The organism is Marinobacter sp. (assembly GCF_052094685.1).
Classification (GTDB): Bacteria; Pseudomonadota; Gammaproteobacteria; order Pseudomonadales; family Oleiphilaceae; genus Marinobacter.
The window spans coordinates 1-16,672 of the sequence record NZ_JBQDKB010000025.1 but is presented as its reverse complement, the minus strand read 5'-3'; the positions used below and the strand labels follow the sequence as shown (position 1 = coordinate 16,672).

At 55.2% G+C, this 16,672-nt stretch carries 12 protein-coding genes; 2 read left to right on the top strand and 10 right to left on the bottom strand.

Going from position 1 to position 16,672, the window contains the following annotated elements; all coding sequences use genetic code 11:
* Positions 1-82: 82 nt before the first annotated feature.
* The gene (locus tag ACTH3S_RS07235) at positions 83-679 is read right to left on the bottom strand and encodes a hypothetical protein (RefSeq protein ID WP_441808344.1); all 597 of its coding nucleotides are present in this window, start codon (positions 677-679) and stop codon (positions 83-85) included.
* 216 nt (positions 680-895) lie between these two features.
* Between ACTH3S_RS07235 and ACTH3S_RS07230 the strand changes: the two genes are divergently transcribed.
* A complete protein-coding gene (locus ACTH3S_RS07230; RefSeq protein ID WP_441808343.1) occupies positions 896-1,261 on the top strand; it encodes a hypothetical protein in 366 nt (121 codons plus the stop codon).
* A gap of 4 nt (positions 1,262-1,265) precedes the next feature.
* On the opposite strand, the gene ACTH3S_RS07225 is transcribed toward ACTH3S_RS07230, so the two are convergent.
* The 8 genes from ACTH3S_RS07225 to ACTH3S_RS07190 form a co-directional block, all read right to left on the bottom strand.
* The gene (locus ACTH3S_RS07225; protein ID WP_441808342.1) at positions 1,266-4,049 is read right to left on the bottom strand and encodes an ATP-binding protein; all 2,784 of its coding nucleotides are present in this window, start codon (positions 4,047-4,049) and stop codon (positions 1,266-1,268) included.
* Between the two features lie 63 nt (positions 4,050-4,112).
* Positions 4,113-5,561: a GGDEF domain-containing protein gene (locus ACTH3S_RS07220; RefSeq protein WP_441808341.1), complete on the bottom strand. Its 1,449-nt coding sequence runs from the start codon at positions 5,559-5,561 to the stop codon at positions 4,113-4,115.
* Positions 5,561-6,484: a tyrosine recombinase XerC gene (gene xerC, locus ACTH3S_RS07215; RefSeq protein WP_441808363.1), complete on the bottom strand. Its 924-nt coding sequence runs from the start codon at positions 6,482-6,484 to the stop codon at positions 5,561-5,563. Before xerC ends, ACTH3S_RS07220 begins: the two co-directional genes overlap by 1 nt.
* A 52-nt stretch (positions 6,485-6,536) precedes the next feature.
* Positions 6,537-7,283 carry a DUF484 family protein gene (locus ACTH3S_RS07210; RefSeq protein WP_441808340.1) on the bottom strand — a complete coding sequence of 249 codons (747 nt, stop codon included), beginning with the start codon at positions 7,281-7,283 and terminating at the stop codon, positions 6,537-6,539.
* 16 nt (positions 7,284-7,299) lie between these two features.
* Positions 7,300-8,235: a diaminopimelate epimerase gene (gene dapF / locus ACTH3S_RS07205; protein WP_441808339.1), complete on the bottom strand. Its 936-nt coding sequence runs from the start codon at positions 8,233-8,235 to the stop codon at positions 7,300-7,302.
* Entirely contained in the window at positions 8,232-9,482 is a 1,251-nt protein-coding gene (gene lysA / locus ACTH3S_RS07200) for a diaminopimelate decarboxylase (RefSeq protein ID WP_441808338.1), read from the bottom strand. The genes dapF and lysA overlap by 4 nt, the downstream gene beginning before the upstream one ends.
* A 40-nt stretch (positions 9,483-9,522) precedes the next feature.
* Complete coding sequence (gene lptM, locus ACTH3S_RS07195) at positions 9,523-9,702, bottom strand: LPS translocon maturation chaperone LptM (RefSeq protein WP_441808337.1); 180 nt, start codon at positions 9,700-9,702, stop codon at positions 9,523-9,525.
* 70 nt (positions 9,703-9,772) lie between these two features.
* Complete coding sequence (locus tag ACTH3S_RS07190) at positions 9,773-12,640, bottom strand: class I adenylate cyclase (protein WP_441808336.1); 2,868 nt, start codon at positions 12,638-12,640, stop codon at positions 9,773-9,775.
* 118 nt (positions 12,641-12,758) lie between these two features.
* Here ACTH3S_RS07190 and ACTH3S_RS07185 point away from each other — a divergent pair, with 118 nt between their 5' ends.
* Positions 12,759-15,203 (top strand): EAL domain-containing protein, encoded by a 2,445-nt coding sequence (locus ACTH3S_RS07185; protein WP_441808335.1) that lies wholly within the window; start codon positions 12,759-12,761, stop codon positions 15,201-15,203.
* A gap of 9 nt (positions 15,204-15,212) precedes the next feature.
* On the opposite strand, the gene argH is transcribed toward ACTH3S_RS07185, so the two are convergent.
* Complete coding sequence (argH, locus tag ACTH3S_RS07180; protein ID WP_441808334.1) at positions 15,213-16,622, bottom strand: argininosuccinate lyase; 1,410 nt, start codon at positions 16,620-16,622, stop codon at positions 15,213-15,215.
* Between the last annotated feature and the right edge of the window lie 50 nt (positions 16,623-16,672).

Here is a 16,672-nt window from a genome sequence, read left to right as displayed (position 1 = left end):
TGTGAGGAATGCTAAAGTCAAACAGGTGAGACTTAACCGCAATAATCGTTTCAAAACCTGACAGACCTCATACAAGCCAAACTCACGGATTGTCTGACTCTTCGTCCGTTAACGATAGATGCGACACATCCGGCACCATAGGTGGCGGAAGATCCCGCTCTACACCTATATCACTGCCGGCCGGGGCCAGTGTCCAATCATCAAGATGCTGGAACATAGGCGGCTCCTCTGCTTCTGCTTCCGCCAACGTTACACCTACGGGGTCGAGACTAAGCGCAGACCCAGCAAGGATGTCATCTACCTTATCGCCTGCTACCTGCAAACGGTCACCCGGCTCAACGTTCATTGTGCTAGTACGGGGTTGCGGGCTGGCCTTGGCAGACTCCCGTTTCGTATTAGCTGGCGGAGCGGTTTGAGCTGGCGCAGGTGCTGGCTTTGCTTGGCTCTGCTGGCTACCCGGCATCGGCTGAACATAGGCAATCATGCCGTGCTTCTTCAGCACCGCACGGTACTTTTCTGCCTGCTCCTCGTCCAGCTTGTTTCGGATGACCACAGGGCTACCGCTGAACATACGCTCTATTTGTTCAACACTGGCTTTGAACAGCGCTCGGGCATTGTTCCGTGCTGTCGCCATTTCAGTGCCGGGGGCGCACTCTCCCTTGAATACGAGCTGAAACATGAGCAACTCTCCTACCGTCGGTTTCGCTTCATGATAGTTGATAGAGCCCCGCTAAGGGAGCCCAACGCGCTGCTGCTAATTGATGCAAACTGCAAACAATTGAAAAAAATCAGTTAGACCCCGCGCAATAGACCACCGTCTTTGCAATAATCAATCGTAACGAATCATTACATTCCGTTACACCCAATCCGGAGCACTATCCGGGGAGCCAACATCATGAATATCCAGAATCTAATCCGTGCTGCAGCCATGGTAGCGCTATGCTCTGCGCCAGCCATCCAGGCGGAGAATCTGGACATCGTAATGAGCCAAGTATTCCCCCAGGATCACGCAACCTACATAGGCTATGAAAGTATTGAGCGTGAGGACATTCCGGTTTCGTCAGTCATCGAGCGGAAATATCTAGTTGTTGATTTTCGCCTTGCCTCTGCCCAGACTGCTTCAGAGCAGCTTCAAGCCAGCGTTCACAAAGTTTGTATGGCACTACTGAAAGACCGCGAACTGGTTCGCAGTCTGTCTGACTCCGGCTACGACATGGTTTCTGTGGCCTTTGATCGCCGCTCCCAGTTCGATTGTCTGTAGGCTGTTAATCCTCTCGACCCAACAGTTTCGGAAACGCCTCAAGCGCACTGTTAACCGCATCCAGATTGAATGCCTCTACATCAGCCAGCAGCTTCTCACCGTAACCCGTTACCGACCGGGAGCGATAACGTTGTCCCCACTCCAGTACTCGGCGTGCAAACGTCCTCATTTCTTCCGGGTCGCCGCTTTCGCGCACCGCCTCCCATTCGTCACCAAAATCTGCCGTCAGCTGCTCTCTCAGCCAACCGCGCTCCTGTATGCTCAGGGTCTGAGCCAATAACCGTTCAGATTCTTTAGTCTCACCTTCGTCTTCAGCCTGTTCGCCAGTTGCCACAATGTTCGGCAGCGTAACGGTAAAAACGGACCCAACCCCTGGCTCACTTTCCACCTTCAACTCGCCGCCCATCATCTGTGCCAGCTTACGGCTGATCGCAAGCCCAAGGCCCGTACCTCCGTATCGACGGGTATTCTGCCCCTCTTGTTGCTCGAACGCATCAAAGATACGGTCGCGCTGATCAGAGGGGATTCCGATACCAGAATCCGTTACTTTGACGGTGAGCCAGTAACTCTGATGCTCAGGGGCCTTTTCAGTTTCGCCCTGAACCGGTAGAACGGTTGCCCGCACGGTAACGCCGCCATCATGGGTAAACTTGATAGCGTTTCCTACAAGGTTAAACAGCACCTGCCGAAAACGGGTTTCATCCAACATCATGGCAACGGGCATATCTGAACCAACGCTCACCTCCAACGTGATGCCCTGCTCCCGTGCTCGCAAATCAAAAATATGGCGAACATCATCAAGAAGCCTGCGTACGGATACCGGCGAGTAATCCAGCCGCATTTTGCCAGCCTCAATACGGGAGAGATCGAGAATGTCATTGATCAACATGAGCAGGCTGCGACTGCCCGCCCGAATGGCGTCCAGATAATTGCGTTGCTGGGGGTCGGTCACGCTGTTGCTCAAGAGATCACTGTAACCAATCACCGCATTCATGGGTGTTCGGATCTCATGTGACATATTCGCCAAAAACTCACTCTTGGTTCGACTGGCGGCCTCTGCCTCACGGGCCAACCGCTCGGCTTCCAGTTTGGCAGCCCGCAGTTCATCTTCACTCCGGCGCAGGGCATTTTCAGAACGGATGCGCTCGTCCACTTCCCGCGACAGCTTTCGGTTCCAATATAAGAAAATAAGCACAACTACAAGGGCGATCAGAACAACCCGCCGCACTACGGTGTAATCGGCTTCCTGCTCTATGTCCAAGTGAATCCATCGGTTGTATATGGCTTCGGTGTCGGCCGGCTTCAGGCTGCCCAGGGCTTTATTCAGAATGCGGTGCAGTTCTGGACTATCTTTGCGAACCGCAAGCCGGAGATCATACTGATACGGCGTGATACTGGTAATCCGCAGATTAGAGAGACCGAGCCTGGCCACGGTATAGCTGACCGCCGGAATGTGGGTCACCATGACATCAAGATCGCCATTGGAAAGCGCCAGCAACCCATTCTCTACTGTTGCCACTGGGTAGAGGTCCAGGTTTGGATGGTTGATCAGCAGGTAATCATGGGCCGCATGGCGGTTGACCACGCCTACACGCTCACGGCGCAACTCCCGCAGATCCCCGATAAAGCGTCCGTCATCGCGGATTGCTAGCGCAATCGGTACGTTCACATAAGCCCGGGTAAACAAAAATGATTCCTTTGTTCGCGGTGTGCGCGACAATCCGGGCAGGATATCCACCTCTCCGGAGATAAGCGCTTGCTCCGCGGCCAGACGGTCTTCCAGAATATGTTCTTCAAACCCTGCTCCGAGCTGGCTTTCCAAGCGCGCGACAAGATCAGGCACCAGACCGGTGGCTCGACCGTCCTGCTCGTATTCAAACGGTGGCCAATCGGAGCGATACGCTACCTTAAGGGCGGGATGGCGTTTGAGCCAATTAACATCAGACGCGGAGAGCTCTACCCCGCTTTGCTCCAGTGCAGAGAGATCCACCTCCAACCACGATTGCCGAATAATCCGGTGTTCGTTATGACTGATCGCGTCGACCGTTTGATCCAGAACCCGGTACAGAGGCTGGCTGCTCTCATCCACCTGCAACACCACATCCACCGACTTTTGATCCAGAAGCACCGACAGGCCAATACCGGTAATCATGGCTGACTGAAGATAGTCCGAGACCACCGGTACCGCACCTAGAAAGGCGTCGGCCTGGCCAGACAACACATGGCTAACAGCTTCGCCCAAGCTCTGCACCGGCACAGGCGTAAAGTTCTCAACAGATTCAAGCATGGTGTACTGATTGGGGTCGCCTTCCACAACGGCTATGCGGCTATTCTCCAGGTCCGTCAGTGAACGGATCGTGGCATCGCCCGCGCTCACAAACAGTCCATAGGTGAGAGTCATCAACGGGCTGGTATACCGCTTGCCATCGGGCGCGGGTGTGCCGGGTAGCCGGGTGGTGAGCAGCGCGTCGGTTTCGGGCTGCTCAAGCACCGGCCCAGCGTTGGCACCTGAGTTAATGACAACAGGCTCAATCAGGAGGCCAAGCTTTTCAGAAAGCCGGGCAAGGTAGTCAATGTAGGTGCCGGCAAGGTGCCCGTTTCCAGTATCAAACACCAGCGGTATTTGGTCTGCACGCACACCAATTTTGAGCCTTTTTTGGTCACTTACCCAGTGCAGATCTTTGCTGCCTAAAACTGGGGCGGGGGATGCCTGGGGCGGGTCCGCCAGCGCCGAATATTGAAACACCAGCAACAGCCAGCATGAGAGAACCAGAAGGGTGGCTTTCACTGGATAGCCTCAACGATTGCGCAATATTTTTGGATACAACACCTACACATGTGGGAGTTTGTACTAATCAGTTAGCTGACTGACCTTGATGCAATTACGGCCCACATCCTTGGCAACATAAAGCGCTCGATCTGCCCGTTCAAAAACCGACTCCTCGGTATCTCCAGGAGCAAAGGCGGCAAGACCCGCCGAGAAGGTAATCGTTACAGGATCCCGGCCAAAATGAAACGGCAAGGCTCGGACGTGTGACCGGAGTTTATCCATCACAAGTTGAGCATCTGCAGGTAAGGTCTCTGGAAACAGCAGCACAAACTCCTCACCACCGAAACGAGCCACAAAATCGGTGGTACGTAACCGGTTCTTCATTTCCCTGGCGACAAGCTGAAGCACCCTGTCGCCGGCTTTGTGCCCATAGGAATCGTTTACACGCTTGAAAAGATCGATATCCAAAACGCCCACAGTCAGCGGGTATTGGTAACGTTTCCAACGATTGAACTCAAAAGCCAAACGCTCCTGCCAAGCTTCACGGTTTGGCAGCTGCGTAAGAAGGTCTGTCATGGCGCGTTCACGCTCCTTGCGAACTTGCTCTTGCATTTGTTCTGAGTGCGCCTCCATAACGGCGACTTTTTCCTGCATGGCCATCAGCTGCGCAGACAACATTTTTTCCCGCTCCGTTTCCTCCACTCGAAAACGACCAACCGCCTGGCCAATGCACTCAAGGTGGCTACTCACTGACTGCTTCAGCCCATGAATATCGTCACTGGTTTCAATGTGCCAGCTAACTTGTTCAATTTCTTTGCGAATGTTGCGATCCAGGGTTTCTGCGGCTGCTTGGCGGCCCGTCTGCACAGACGATTGCACGGAGAAATGCTCTTGCAGCGCCTCAAGACGCTCATCAAGACGTTTCAGGAACGCTTCGAACTCCCTCTGGCCGCGGGTTACGGCGGCCAGAATCAAGTCGGCCACTTGGTTCAGTCCCTCCCGCAACTCATCCCAGTTGTCGCTGGATAGCAGAGCTTTCTGAAGATTTCTCGCGTGGCTTTCTGCCGTTGGCTCCAAGGACACTTGGCTAAGCAATTGGCCTAAGAGGTGGCCAACACGCCGGGCGATTCGGAGCCGTTGGCTATGAGCACCCTCAAAATCCGCGTTGTCTTGCACTTCATCGCCACCCGCTGCCTCAATCACAGACTTAGGCTCAGATGCGATATTTACAGGGGGGGCAGAGGGGTTTTCATGTTTATAGGCAGGCATATCATCCAGCAGGGCAACCTGCCGGTCTATCTGATTCTGCAGCTCTCGCCAGCTTTTCACATCAACCTTGTTCTTGCGCAAGTCCGATCGAACACGCTCAAGCAGGCGATCCAGCTCCGGCGCCTGGCCTTCAGAAGCGAGACTGGTGCGCACCAGCATACGTTCCAACGTATTGCGCTCAACCTTCCACTGTTCATCCCGCTGCTCTGCAGACTCAAGCTCCTGGAAGTACTTGTCCTTCCAGGTTTGATCCGATGACATCACGTGCTTCCTTCCTGTCCGGGGTTCTGGTCGCCGTAGTCACGTGACTTACGTCGACGCGCCCTGGGATGGCTCTGGTCATAAACTCGGGCCAAATGCTGGAAATCAAGATGAGTATAAACTTGTGTGGTGGCTATGTCCGCATGGCCTAATAATTCTTGAACCGCTCGCAAATCGCCACTGGACTCAAGCATGTGGCTGGCAAACGAATGCCGCAACATGTGAGGATGGAGCTTCTGATCAGCCCCTTTGGCAACCCCCCAACGGCTAAGACGAGCTTGGATACTGCGATGACTAAGGCGGTCACCTCGGCGGCTTACAAACAAAGCAACCTCACCCTCCGGTGCCAGCTCAGCCCGAATAGGCAACCACTGAGCTATGGCTTCCAGTGCTTTGCGACCTACAGGGAGTATGCGTGTTTTACCGCCTTTGCCCACAACCCGCGCCTCACCGCCTTTACGATCAACCGCATTAAGATTCAGACTGGCTAGCTCCGCGAGGCGCAAGCCGGAGGAGTACATTAGTTCAAACATGCATCTGTCGCGCACTTCCAATGGGTCATCCGGTGAGGCATCGAGAAGATGATTGAGCTGATCCACATCGGCCACGCTGGGCAAGCGACGGCTACTCTTGGGGGGGCGAATATCCAGTGCCGGGTTGTCGCTGGCCAGTCGCTCTCGCAGCAGGTACTGATAAAAACGCCTGATTGCCGACAAATGCCGGGCAATGCTGCGACCGTTTAGGCCTTGGTGACTGAGGTTTGCAACGTAGCGGCGCAGATCATAGCTGCTGACCGCCCGCCACTGTGCACTGCCCTGCTCTACAAGCCACGCCGCTAGCCGCTGCAGGTCTCGCTGATAAGCGTCGCAGGTCCGGGGCGAATGGCGTTTTTCGGATGCCAAGTGCTGGATAAAGTCCGTCATGCGCCCGCTCAGCTCATCAGGTAACTGAGCTGGTGCGGGTGCGGCCGTCACTCTAACGAGACTCCGTCGCAAGATCAGCTACCGGAACAGCCGAGGTGTGACGCCGGATCATCGGCGGCAGGAGCCTGCTGAGCGTGTCACTGATGTAGCTGAGAAACAGGGAGCCCATGCTTTGATCGAAGTAGCCAGGCTGGCAACTGCCAACCGCGAAAACCCCGACCAGTTCATCGTGGCGCAAAGGCACCAAGGCCACCGACGCAATGGGGATGTCCCTATCAGGGAACAGAAACTCACGCTCGCTCTCGCGGAATTGGCCACAGACAGCTTTGCTGCCCTCAAGAAGATTACCAAGACGACCCTGTGCCTCCGCCGGGCTCACAACATGCAACGCTCCTTGAGCACTGCCGGGCACTTCTGCGTCGGTAAACAGGATCACCGAGGCAGCATCAAGCCCAAAATCACCGCGGATGCTGTCATCAATAGTGGAGGCCATATCAACCAGGTTGCGAGCTTCAATAACCTGCATCAGCAGGCGTTTGCTCTTTTCAAACAGGCGATCATTGTGGCGGGCGATAGATACCAATTCTACCAGTTCATGGCGCAGCGTATCCCGTTGTTCGCGGAACAGGTGTACTTGGCGTTCAACCAGGGAAATAGCCCGACCACTGTCATGGGGCAAAGTTAAGCTGCGTAGAAGTTCATCCTGATCGACAAAAAAATCAGGGTTGTTCTTCAGGTACTCTGCCACCTCTTCCCGGGTGAGCTCGTCGGCCTTCTGGTGGGCCGTTTGGTCTGTCATCGTGCTCTCCTGGCTGTCAGATCCGTTGTTTATATGGGCGACCGGGCTTTCGGCGCCGGCTACCGTTTGAATCACCAGGCAGTCTCAACTGCCCTTCAAATACGCTGGTAGCAGGCCCCTCCATCATAACAGGCGACCCTTCACCCTGCCATTCGATGACTAGCCGCCCGCCACGCAAGTCCACTTCCACGCGGTTATCGAGTAGGCCTCGCAGGCACCCGGCGACCACTGCCGCGCACGCACCGCTACCACAGGCGAGGGTTTCGCCTGAACCGCGTTCATACACCCTTAAGCGCGCACGGCTCCGGCTGATTATCTGCAAAAAACCAATGTTTGCCCGCGACGGGAATCGCGGGTGGCTTTCCAGACGCGGCCCAAGGTCACAGACCGGCGCCGTATCCACGTCATCAACCACAATAACAGCGTGGGGATTGCCCATGGAAACAGCGCTGAGTTCCACTATTTCCGCGCCTACTTCTACGGCATACACCTTTTCGCGGTGTTCTGCGGCAAAGGGAATCGCCGGCGGATTCAGTTCAGGCACGCCCATATTGACCATCACCATGCCGTCCTTGAGCAACTGCAACTCAATCACGCCGCGGGCGGTCTGGACACGGATGATCTTTTTATTGGTGAGGCGCTGATCCCGTACAAACTTTGCGAAACACCGAGCGCCATTGCCGCACTGCTCAACTTCAGAGCCGTCGGCATTGAATATTCGGTAACGAAAATCCACATCGGGTAGCCCTGGCGGCTCCACCACCAATAGCTGATCAAAGCCAATGCCCACATTACGATCTGCCAGCTCCCGGATCATTTCCGGGCGCAGCCGAAATGGCTGGCTGATGGCGTCCACCACCATGAAGTCGTTGCCCAGCCCGTGCATTTTGCTGAACCGGAGCAGAGGCCCCTGACTACGTCGCGGCTGGCTTATTTCCCGCCCACCTGTCATTCGGGCAAGCAGTTTTCTGGCGCGAGCTGATCTTCGATCGTTTCGCGACGGCGCACAATGTGTACATGCTCGCCATCCACCATCAGTTCCGGTGGACGGTTGCGGGTGTTGTAGTTGGAGCTCATTACGAAGCCATAGGCCCCAGCAGAACGCACAGCCAGGAGATCTCCAGCCTTAAGCTGGAGTGGTCGGTCTTTGCCAAGGAAGTCTCCGGTTTCGCAAACCGGACCAACCAAATCCCAAACTTTTTCTTCTGCATCTCCGTGGGGCTGCACTGGAACGATGGCCTGCCAGGCACTATAAAGTGCCGGGCGAATCAAATCGTTCATGGCGGCATCGATGATGGCGAAGTTACGATGCTCAGTGCACTTCAAGAACTCTACCCGGGTAATCAGTATGCCTGCGTTGGCCGCGATAGATCGGCCGGGTTCAAGAATCAACTCCAGCTCTCGGTCACCAATACGCTCATCCAACGCCCTGACGTATTCGGATGGCTGGGGTGGTTGTTCGTCATCGTAAGTAACACCCAGGCCGCCGCCCATATCCAGGTGCCGGATGCGAATACCATTCTCGGCCAGCGCGTCAATCAATTCCAGTACCCGGTCGAGGGCATCCAGGAACGGGGAAACCGTTATTAGCTGCGACCCAATGTGGCAATCCACACCGTTAATAACCAGGTTCGGCAGTGCTGCAGCCCGGGTGTAAACAGCCAGCGCTTCAGCTATGTCAATACCAAACTTGTTCTCTTTTAGGCCGGTAGAAATGTAAGGATGCGTGCCGGCATCTACATCCGGGTTCACACGTAAAGACACTGGTGCTTTAACGCCCATCTCACCGGCCACCGCGTTAAGCCGATCCAGCTCAGTGTCAGATTCTACGTTGAAACAGCGAACACCCGCTTCCAAAGCCCTGCGCATCTCCCATTCCTGCTTACCCACACCGGAAAACACAATCTTGCCCGCGTCGCCGCCGGCACGCAGTACCCGCTCCAACTCCCCGGCCGAAACAATGTCAAAACCGGCACCCAGACGCGCCAGCACGTTCAACACAGCCAAATTGCTGTTGGCTTTCACGGCGTAACACACAAGGTGTGCGCGATCTTTCAGGGCGTCATCGTAAGCTCTGTAGTGACGCTCCAAAGTGGCCCGGGAATACACATAAGCGGGTGTACCAAAGCGCTCGGCAATGGAGGATACAGGCACATCTTCGGCGTACAGCTCGCCGTTACGGTAATTGAAATGATCCATTTGCTTCCTGATTTTGTAGCGGTAGCTGGTATAAGCAAGACTATTTAACGTCTGAGCCGCGGTCGTGCGGACGCTCATTTTGCTCTTCAACGCTGGTCGTTTTCCCGGTAGGCCCCGATGATGCTTCCGGATTCTCCCGGTATAACGGCCCTTTCTGGCCGCAACCACCAAGTGTTGCCACCATAACCAGAATCATGATCGGCAATGTCCACGCGCGCATACTTGCCACCCTTGAGTTCATAATGGCCAAAGTATACCTGACCCGCGCCCCGCACGGCGAGACCGACGGGCTATCGAAACGCCGCCAGCTCACGGTTCAGGGCCTCTTCCAGAACAGTCCGGTAATAGAGGTACTGGCTGGTCTGTATATCTTGCTGATAAACCCTTGGATCCAGATCGTGAGGAAGGTGCACATCGGTGAGGTAAACCGGGTAGCGATCACGGCTCTGGCGCAGTGAATGGATGTAATGGGCAACGGCTGGAATCAGCTGATCACCGTATTGCAACACCGTAAATTCCTGCTCGCCACAGTAAAGATCAAAGCGAACTCGGCTATCGCCTTCCTGAACCCCCACAGCTTGCACTTCAAGCCCTGACAACGGAGCGCCCATATCCGTTTGTGGCCGATATTCCGGGCCCCAGAGCCCACTGTTTGCAACCAGCTCGTAACATCGCACACCCGCCAGCGCCGCAGGCTCCTCGCTATAGCGTAGCGTTCGCCGCTCTATTAGGTTTTCCAGAAAGCGCAGCAAAGGTGTCAGCAGGTAGCGGCGGCTAGTGACTGACTGGCCCCACCCGAACAGCGAACCCCGCTCATCAATCACCCAAATCTGCGCTCGCTCACTACGAATCGTATAGAACACTTGAATACTGTTCGGTTCACTGGACTGGCAGGCAGCTCGCACAGCCGGGTCATCCAACAACGCGTAGCGGTCGAAAACAACTGGCAGATAACTCTCACGGGGTTGGGCCAGGCATTCCATCAGGGCAGCCCGACTTTCTAGAGCAATAAAACCAGGTTCAGTGCCATTGAACTCCAGCAGAAAATACCGACTATCCATCTCAATAACGTAGCGAAGGGGGTGTGGGCCGGCGCCACCCGCAAAGAACTGGCGCAACACATCCGCAAATAGTTCCCGCACCCGCCGAGCAATGGCGCTGCCGTGCCCCCGGTTGTGGCTGTGTACCTCAATACTGGGAATGGCGCGGGGGGCCAGCGCAACCGCGGCCAATACATTCTTCAGACACTGAATCAGCGTGTCGCCTGATGCATAGTGCTGAAGGCTAACCTCGTGCCAGCTATTCAGGGTGATCTGATCAATAGTCACAACCAGGTTCTCTCGCCCACCACTGAAACCCAGCGAATCATGCCGAGCGCTAAGCTTGTGCAGCCCCCGCTCTGTAAGATGAGACTGCGGATCCACTCCCACATTGATCAGTAAAAGATTGCGCAGGGGGCGAACACCACGGGCAAGGGCCTCCCGCTCTGCAGGCTCCACAGGAAACCGCACAAAACTCGCAAGCGCATTCAGCATTTCTCGCAATTCACTGATGGATGCGACACCTTGGCCAGCGCGAACATTGAGACGAGTGGACCGAGTAAGCAAGCCGTTGCAATAGCACCACACAACCAGTTCAGCGAGGTTGCCCGAATGCCGAATAATCGGCTGCCAGAAGGCATCCGAAGGGTCTTCCAGATCCCGATACAGCAGCCAGCCATGTCCATCCCCGCCTTGTTCCGACTGGTGATGAAAAGCTAAATTCTCCTCTGCCAGAGTCGGCACCAACCCTGGATTGACCTGTTCAACTTTACCGGCTTTGCGCTGAAACGCTGCGTAGAGTTTGCGACCGAGCAAGCCAATATCGTTCGCGTTGATCGCTGACTGCTCGCCATGATCCCGGGCCATTTTCGAGAGCAATCGGTAGCTGTGGGTCAGTTCCGACACAACCACGCGGCGCAAAGAAGACACCTCCTCTGCGCGCCAGCGATGGCGACTGTCCAGTGCTTCGATTTGTTTCTGTTGCCAACCCCAGTCAGTCACCAGACTTCTGAGCAGTTGAGCCCTCCAGGGCTGGGGCCCCTCGCCCGGCGCCCCGGTGCGTGTCAACGGCAGTCCCGCCTTGATATACAAACTGCGACGCACCAGGTCCAACCTTGCCTCGGCGCCAGCCTCTACGAGCCACTGCTCCAACCGCTGATAAAGCATCACATACGGATCCAAAATATCTGCATCGGTCACGCCACTGAACACAGCCTGCTTGAACACCCGCGATAAAACCGGCTGTTCCTGAGTTTGAGCGTAACACTCGGTAAGCAAAAGCTTCAGGATAGACTTCCAGGGCGCATCAATACCCTTATAGAGCTGCCACACACCTGCGCCAAGAAACTCCCTAGCTGGGATGCCGGATACCGCGCCAAAATCGATGTATTCATCGCCCCGAATAAACCGATAATCGACCAGTCGGTTTGCACATTCCCGATAACGCTCTTCCTGTTCCGATGGAATAAGCCACCACAGCGGATAACACCCTCCAAGGTGGATTCCAGTGCGATAAAACTCATCCAAAAGCAGATAGTGCTGGGCGCTACCACAGTTCTCGCCTTTCATCTCTGCACGCTGTCGCCCCTCCCGCCAGTCGGCCGCTGAGAACACAAATACGTGCAGTTCAATACCAAACGTAAACGCCCACTCCGTCAGCTTCTGCGCCTTGCGCTCAAGACGCTCAATACCTGGCTCCGGAAGATCGTCCCGATGACACAGCCAGACATCCAAATCGCTGGTAACAGAGTGTCCCAAGGTGCCGGGGCTGCCCATCAAAAACAGAGCGTCCAAATCCGCCTGGCGTTTGCCTTCGTCTCGCATACTAAAGGTACGAGCCAAACGCCGGGCAGCGCTCTTGGTTGCTGAATCTGGTTGATAGTGACTCAAACCATAAGGGCAGTCGGCATCCAGATAGCCGGGCAAGGCTGGGTGATTGGTGTGAAATACCAGCGGCAGAACCTCCAGCACCGCTTGCTGGCGGTAGGTGAGCGACGAGCGGGCCCTTTCCCAACGCTGGCGATTAACCACGAGAAATCTGTCCTGCAGACGGCGCAGGGTTTTGCGGTCAATACCCTCTTCAAAATCCAGGGCAATCGGTGAGGCGTGAGCGGTCAAGGCAGCTCCGGTGGAGAGGTTCTTTCCAGTTTAATTATCCGTATGATGAACTCATCGTTGCAAAACCGTCAGAAAAATAAAAGCGGTATACGCTTCAGAAAACCCGAGGTCCTGCCCAGTGAAAGAGTTTGTCATACAGCGTTATCGTGCCGATGCACCCACAGACAACGGTCGCCAAACCTTGCTGCGTATTGACGACGAAGGCAAGGTGCTATTCGCTGACAGCAATGCCGAAGCCATACTCGGATACGATGCCAGTGAGCTTGAAGGCATTATGGTACACCGGGTTCTGGCATCAAGGGAGGACGACCCTTTCGCGCCAGTGAACCGGCACCGTATGGAGAGCGGTCAAAATGTGCTGGTGACCTTCCGCCACAAAGAAGGTTTTTTCTACACCGCCAGCCTTTCACTGCGTATCAGTATGCGCGATTCAGACGAAGCCGCCAGCGCCCGGATTACTCAACAGGAAAATTCCGCCATAGACCCGCGCTTGTTGCGTTGCGCAGAAAGCGCTGCGGGCTTTGGAATATGGGAGCTGGATATTGCCAGCAACCAAATTACCTGGACCGAGGGGCTATACCAACTGCTTGAGCTAAGGCCAGGCACGGATATGACACCCGAGCAGGCACTATTTTACTGCCAGAGCGGCCAAGGGCGTATCCGAGCTCTGTTTCGCAGGTGTGCACATACAGGCGCACCTTTCACCATTGAGCTGAACTTAGTTACAGCACAGCAACAGACAATTCGCGCAACCCTCAATGGCCGCGCCCTTAAAACAGACGGCAGGGTGTGCAAGCTCGGCGGTACCCTGGTGAACCGCACCGGCGAAATGCAACGCGACCAAGCCCGCACAGGGGCTGAGAAAATTCTGAGCGCCACCACAGCTGCATGCCCAGGGCTGATAGCCGCCGTAGACACAAATTTGAATCTACTGCACTTCAATGCGCCTTACGCCAGGCTGTTCGCTGGCATATTTGGCCCAACGCCCCGAGTGGGTGACAACCTGAGTCAGTTGCTGGAAAAATACCCAAACGAGCGACATCTGGCCGAACAGCTTTGGCGACGAGCCTTTGAGCAGGACAGCTTTGTGGTGGACATGCCCATCACCCAGCAAAGCGGTGAATGGCCGGTGTATGAGTTTCATTATCAGCGCCTGACTGACAGCAAGAGCGAAACCACAGGCGCAGTTGTTGTGGCCAGTGACATCAGCAACCGCGCCAACAACATAAGTGATAGCGAATACCGGTACCGGCACGACCGGGGAACCGGGCTAACCAACCGCAGAGAGTTTACCGCTCGCCTTCATCGCAGCATGAAGGAAAAGGATGAGACAGCAACCGATAGCAGTCTCCTATACCTGAACCTGGATGCATTCGGGCACTTCAACGCCATAGCGGGTAATGGCGCGTGCGACCGGTATCTCAGGGAGCTGGCCAGCAGCCTCGATATTCGTAGCAGACCACAGGATACGATATCGCGACTTTCGGGCGACACCTTCGCACTACTCATTGAAGGCTGCACAGAACCGGAAGCCCGCAAGCTCGCAGAGGATGCCCTTAATCTCATTCGCAGCTTTGTTTTTGAGTGGCACGGCCATCAGCTGCAAACCACCGCCAGTGGCGGCCTACTGGTTATGGGAAAAGACACGCCTGCCGATCCCGAGCAGTTGCTGAGCCAAGCCGCAGATCTGTGCCACCAGGCCAAAACATCCGGACGCAACCGAATTCATACCGCCCACGCTTCTCGCCCTAAAACAGATGACAGCACCAGCAACGAATACGTCGATCAGATCCGAAAAGCTCTGGATCAACAGTCGTTGATACTCGAATTTCAAACGCTAAAGCCGGTTGCCAGTGTCACCTGGGGCGACCACATCGAAATCCTCTCCCGGATTCCCGGGAACGGTAATCATGAGGAATGCCTGCAGCCAGATCAGTTTCTACCAGTAGCGGAACGCTTTAATCTGGCCAAACGGCTGGACCGGCAGGTGATACTGCAAACCCTCACTTGGCTAGACGATCACCAATTGCTTGAGGCTAGGCTGAAATACTGCGGTTTCAACTTGTCGCTGGCCAGCGTGCTGGACGATACCTTTGCGGATTTCATGGAATCTGTACTCAGGGTTTCGAACTATCCGGCAGAATGCTTTTGCTTTGAAATACGCGAAGCTCACGCAACCCAATACCCAGATGAGGTGACTGTTCTGTGTGATGCCCTGCATCGTATTGGTTGCCGTGTAGCACTGGATGGAGCCGGCGCGTCCGTAGAAAGCTACAACCTTGCAGCGAAACTACCGGTGGACATCATCAAATTAGACCGCAGCCTGATGCTCAGACTGGGAGACGATCCGGTTCAACAGATTATGGCGGAAGCGCTGCACCGGATTGCACTGGATTCGGGGAAGATAACCGTCGCGACTTTTATCGAGAACAGCGACATCCTCAAAAAGGTCAGAACCCTAGGCATTCACTTCGGCCAGGGGCTCCGACTGAGCCCGCCCAAACCCCTGGCAGAACTGACGCCGGTGGCGGTTGACCTCTCCACCGGACGCATTGGCGGTTAAGTCTGGGGATTAGCCCAGCAATTTACGCGCACGGCCTACGGCCGCCCGCACCTGATCAGGTGCCGTGCCACCAAGGTGGTCACGGGCCTGAACTGAGCCTTCCAGCGTTAGTACATCAAACACATCTTCGCCAATGGTATCGGAGAAGCGAGTAAGCTCTTCCAGTGTCATATCAGAAAGATCTCGCTCTTGCGCAACACCAAAAGCCACGGCTTTGCCGACAACTTCGTGGGCATCCCGGAACGGCATGCCCTTTTTGACCAGATAATCCGCCAAATCCGTTGCCGTCGAAAACCCGCGCTTGGCTGCCACACGCATGTTGTCTGCCTTAGCGTGAATAGCCGGAATCATATCAGCGTAGGCTTTCAGGCAGCCTTTAATGGTATCCACAGTGTCGAACAAAGGCTCTTTGTCTTCCTGGTTGTCCTTGTTGTAAGCCAACGGCTGGCTTTTCATCAGTGTAAGCAGGCTGATCAGGTGACCATTCACCCGACCTGTTTTGCCCCGAACAAGCTCAGGCACGTCTGGGTTCTTTTTCTGAGGCATGATTGACGAGCCGGTGCAGAAGCGATCCGGTAGATCAATAAAATCGAACTGCGCCGAGGTCCACAGCACCAACTCTTCACTGAACCGAGACATGTGCGTCATCAGTAGGGCTGCGAAGCTGCAGAACTCAATGGCAAAATCCCGATCGCTGACCGAATCCAAAGAGTTTTCTGAGGCTCGATCGAAGCCCAACAGCCGAGCGGTCATGGCCCGATCAATTGGGTAGGTAGTGCCGGCCAAAGCTGCAGCGCCCAAAGGCATGATATTCACGCGCTTGCGGCAGTCTTGCAGGCGCTCGCCATCGCGAACCAGCATTTCATACCATGCAAGCAAGTGATGTCCAAACGTAACCGGCTGGGCCGTTTGAAGGTGAGTAAAACCAGGCATAATGGTATCGGCCTCGCGCTCGGCCAGATCCAGCAGGCCGGTTTGCAAGCGCCTGAGCTCCTCAGCAATCACGTCAATTTCATCCCGCAGGTACAGGCGAATATCCGTAGCCACCTGGTCGTTACGGCTGCGGCCTGTGTGCAGTTTTTTGCCCGTAATGCCAATGCGCTTGGTCAACTGGGCTTCTATATTCATGTGTACGTCTTCAAGACTTACAGACCACTCAAAACGCCCTGCTTCGATGTCTTCTTTCACGCCTTTCAGGCCATCAATAATACTGTCACGCTCGTCTTCGGTCAGAACGCCAACTTCAGCGAGCATGGTCGCGTGGGCAATGGAGCCAGTGATATCGTGATGATACAGGCGCTGATCAAACCCTACGGATGCGGTGAAGCGCTCCACAAATGCGTCGGTGGGTTCGCTGAAGCGTCCGCCCCAGGGTTTTTCGGAGGTTGTGGCCTGGTCAGGCTTTTTCTGATCCGTCATGGTTTTAGTCCTATAGTAACATGTAACTTTTGCTTAAGCGTCTGTTTTTA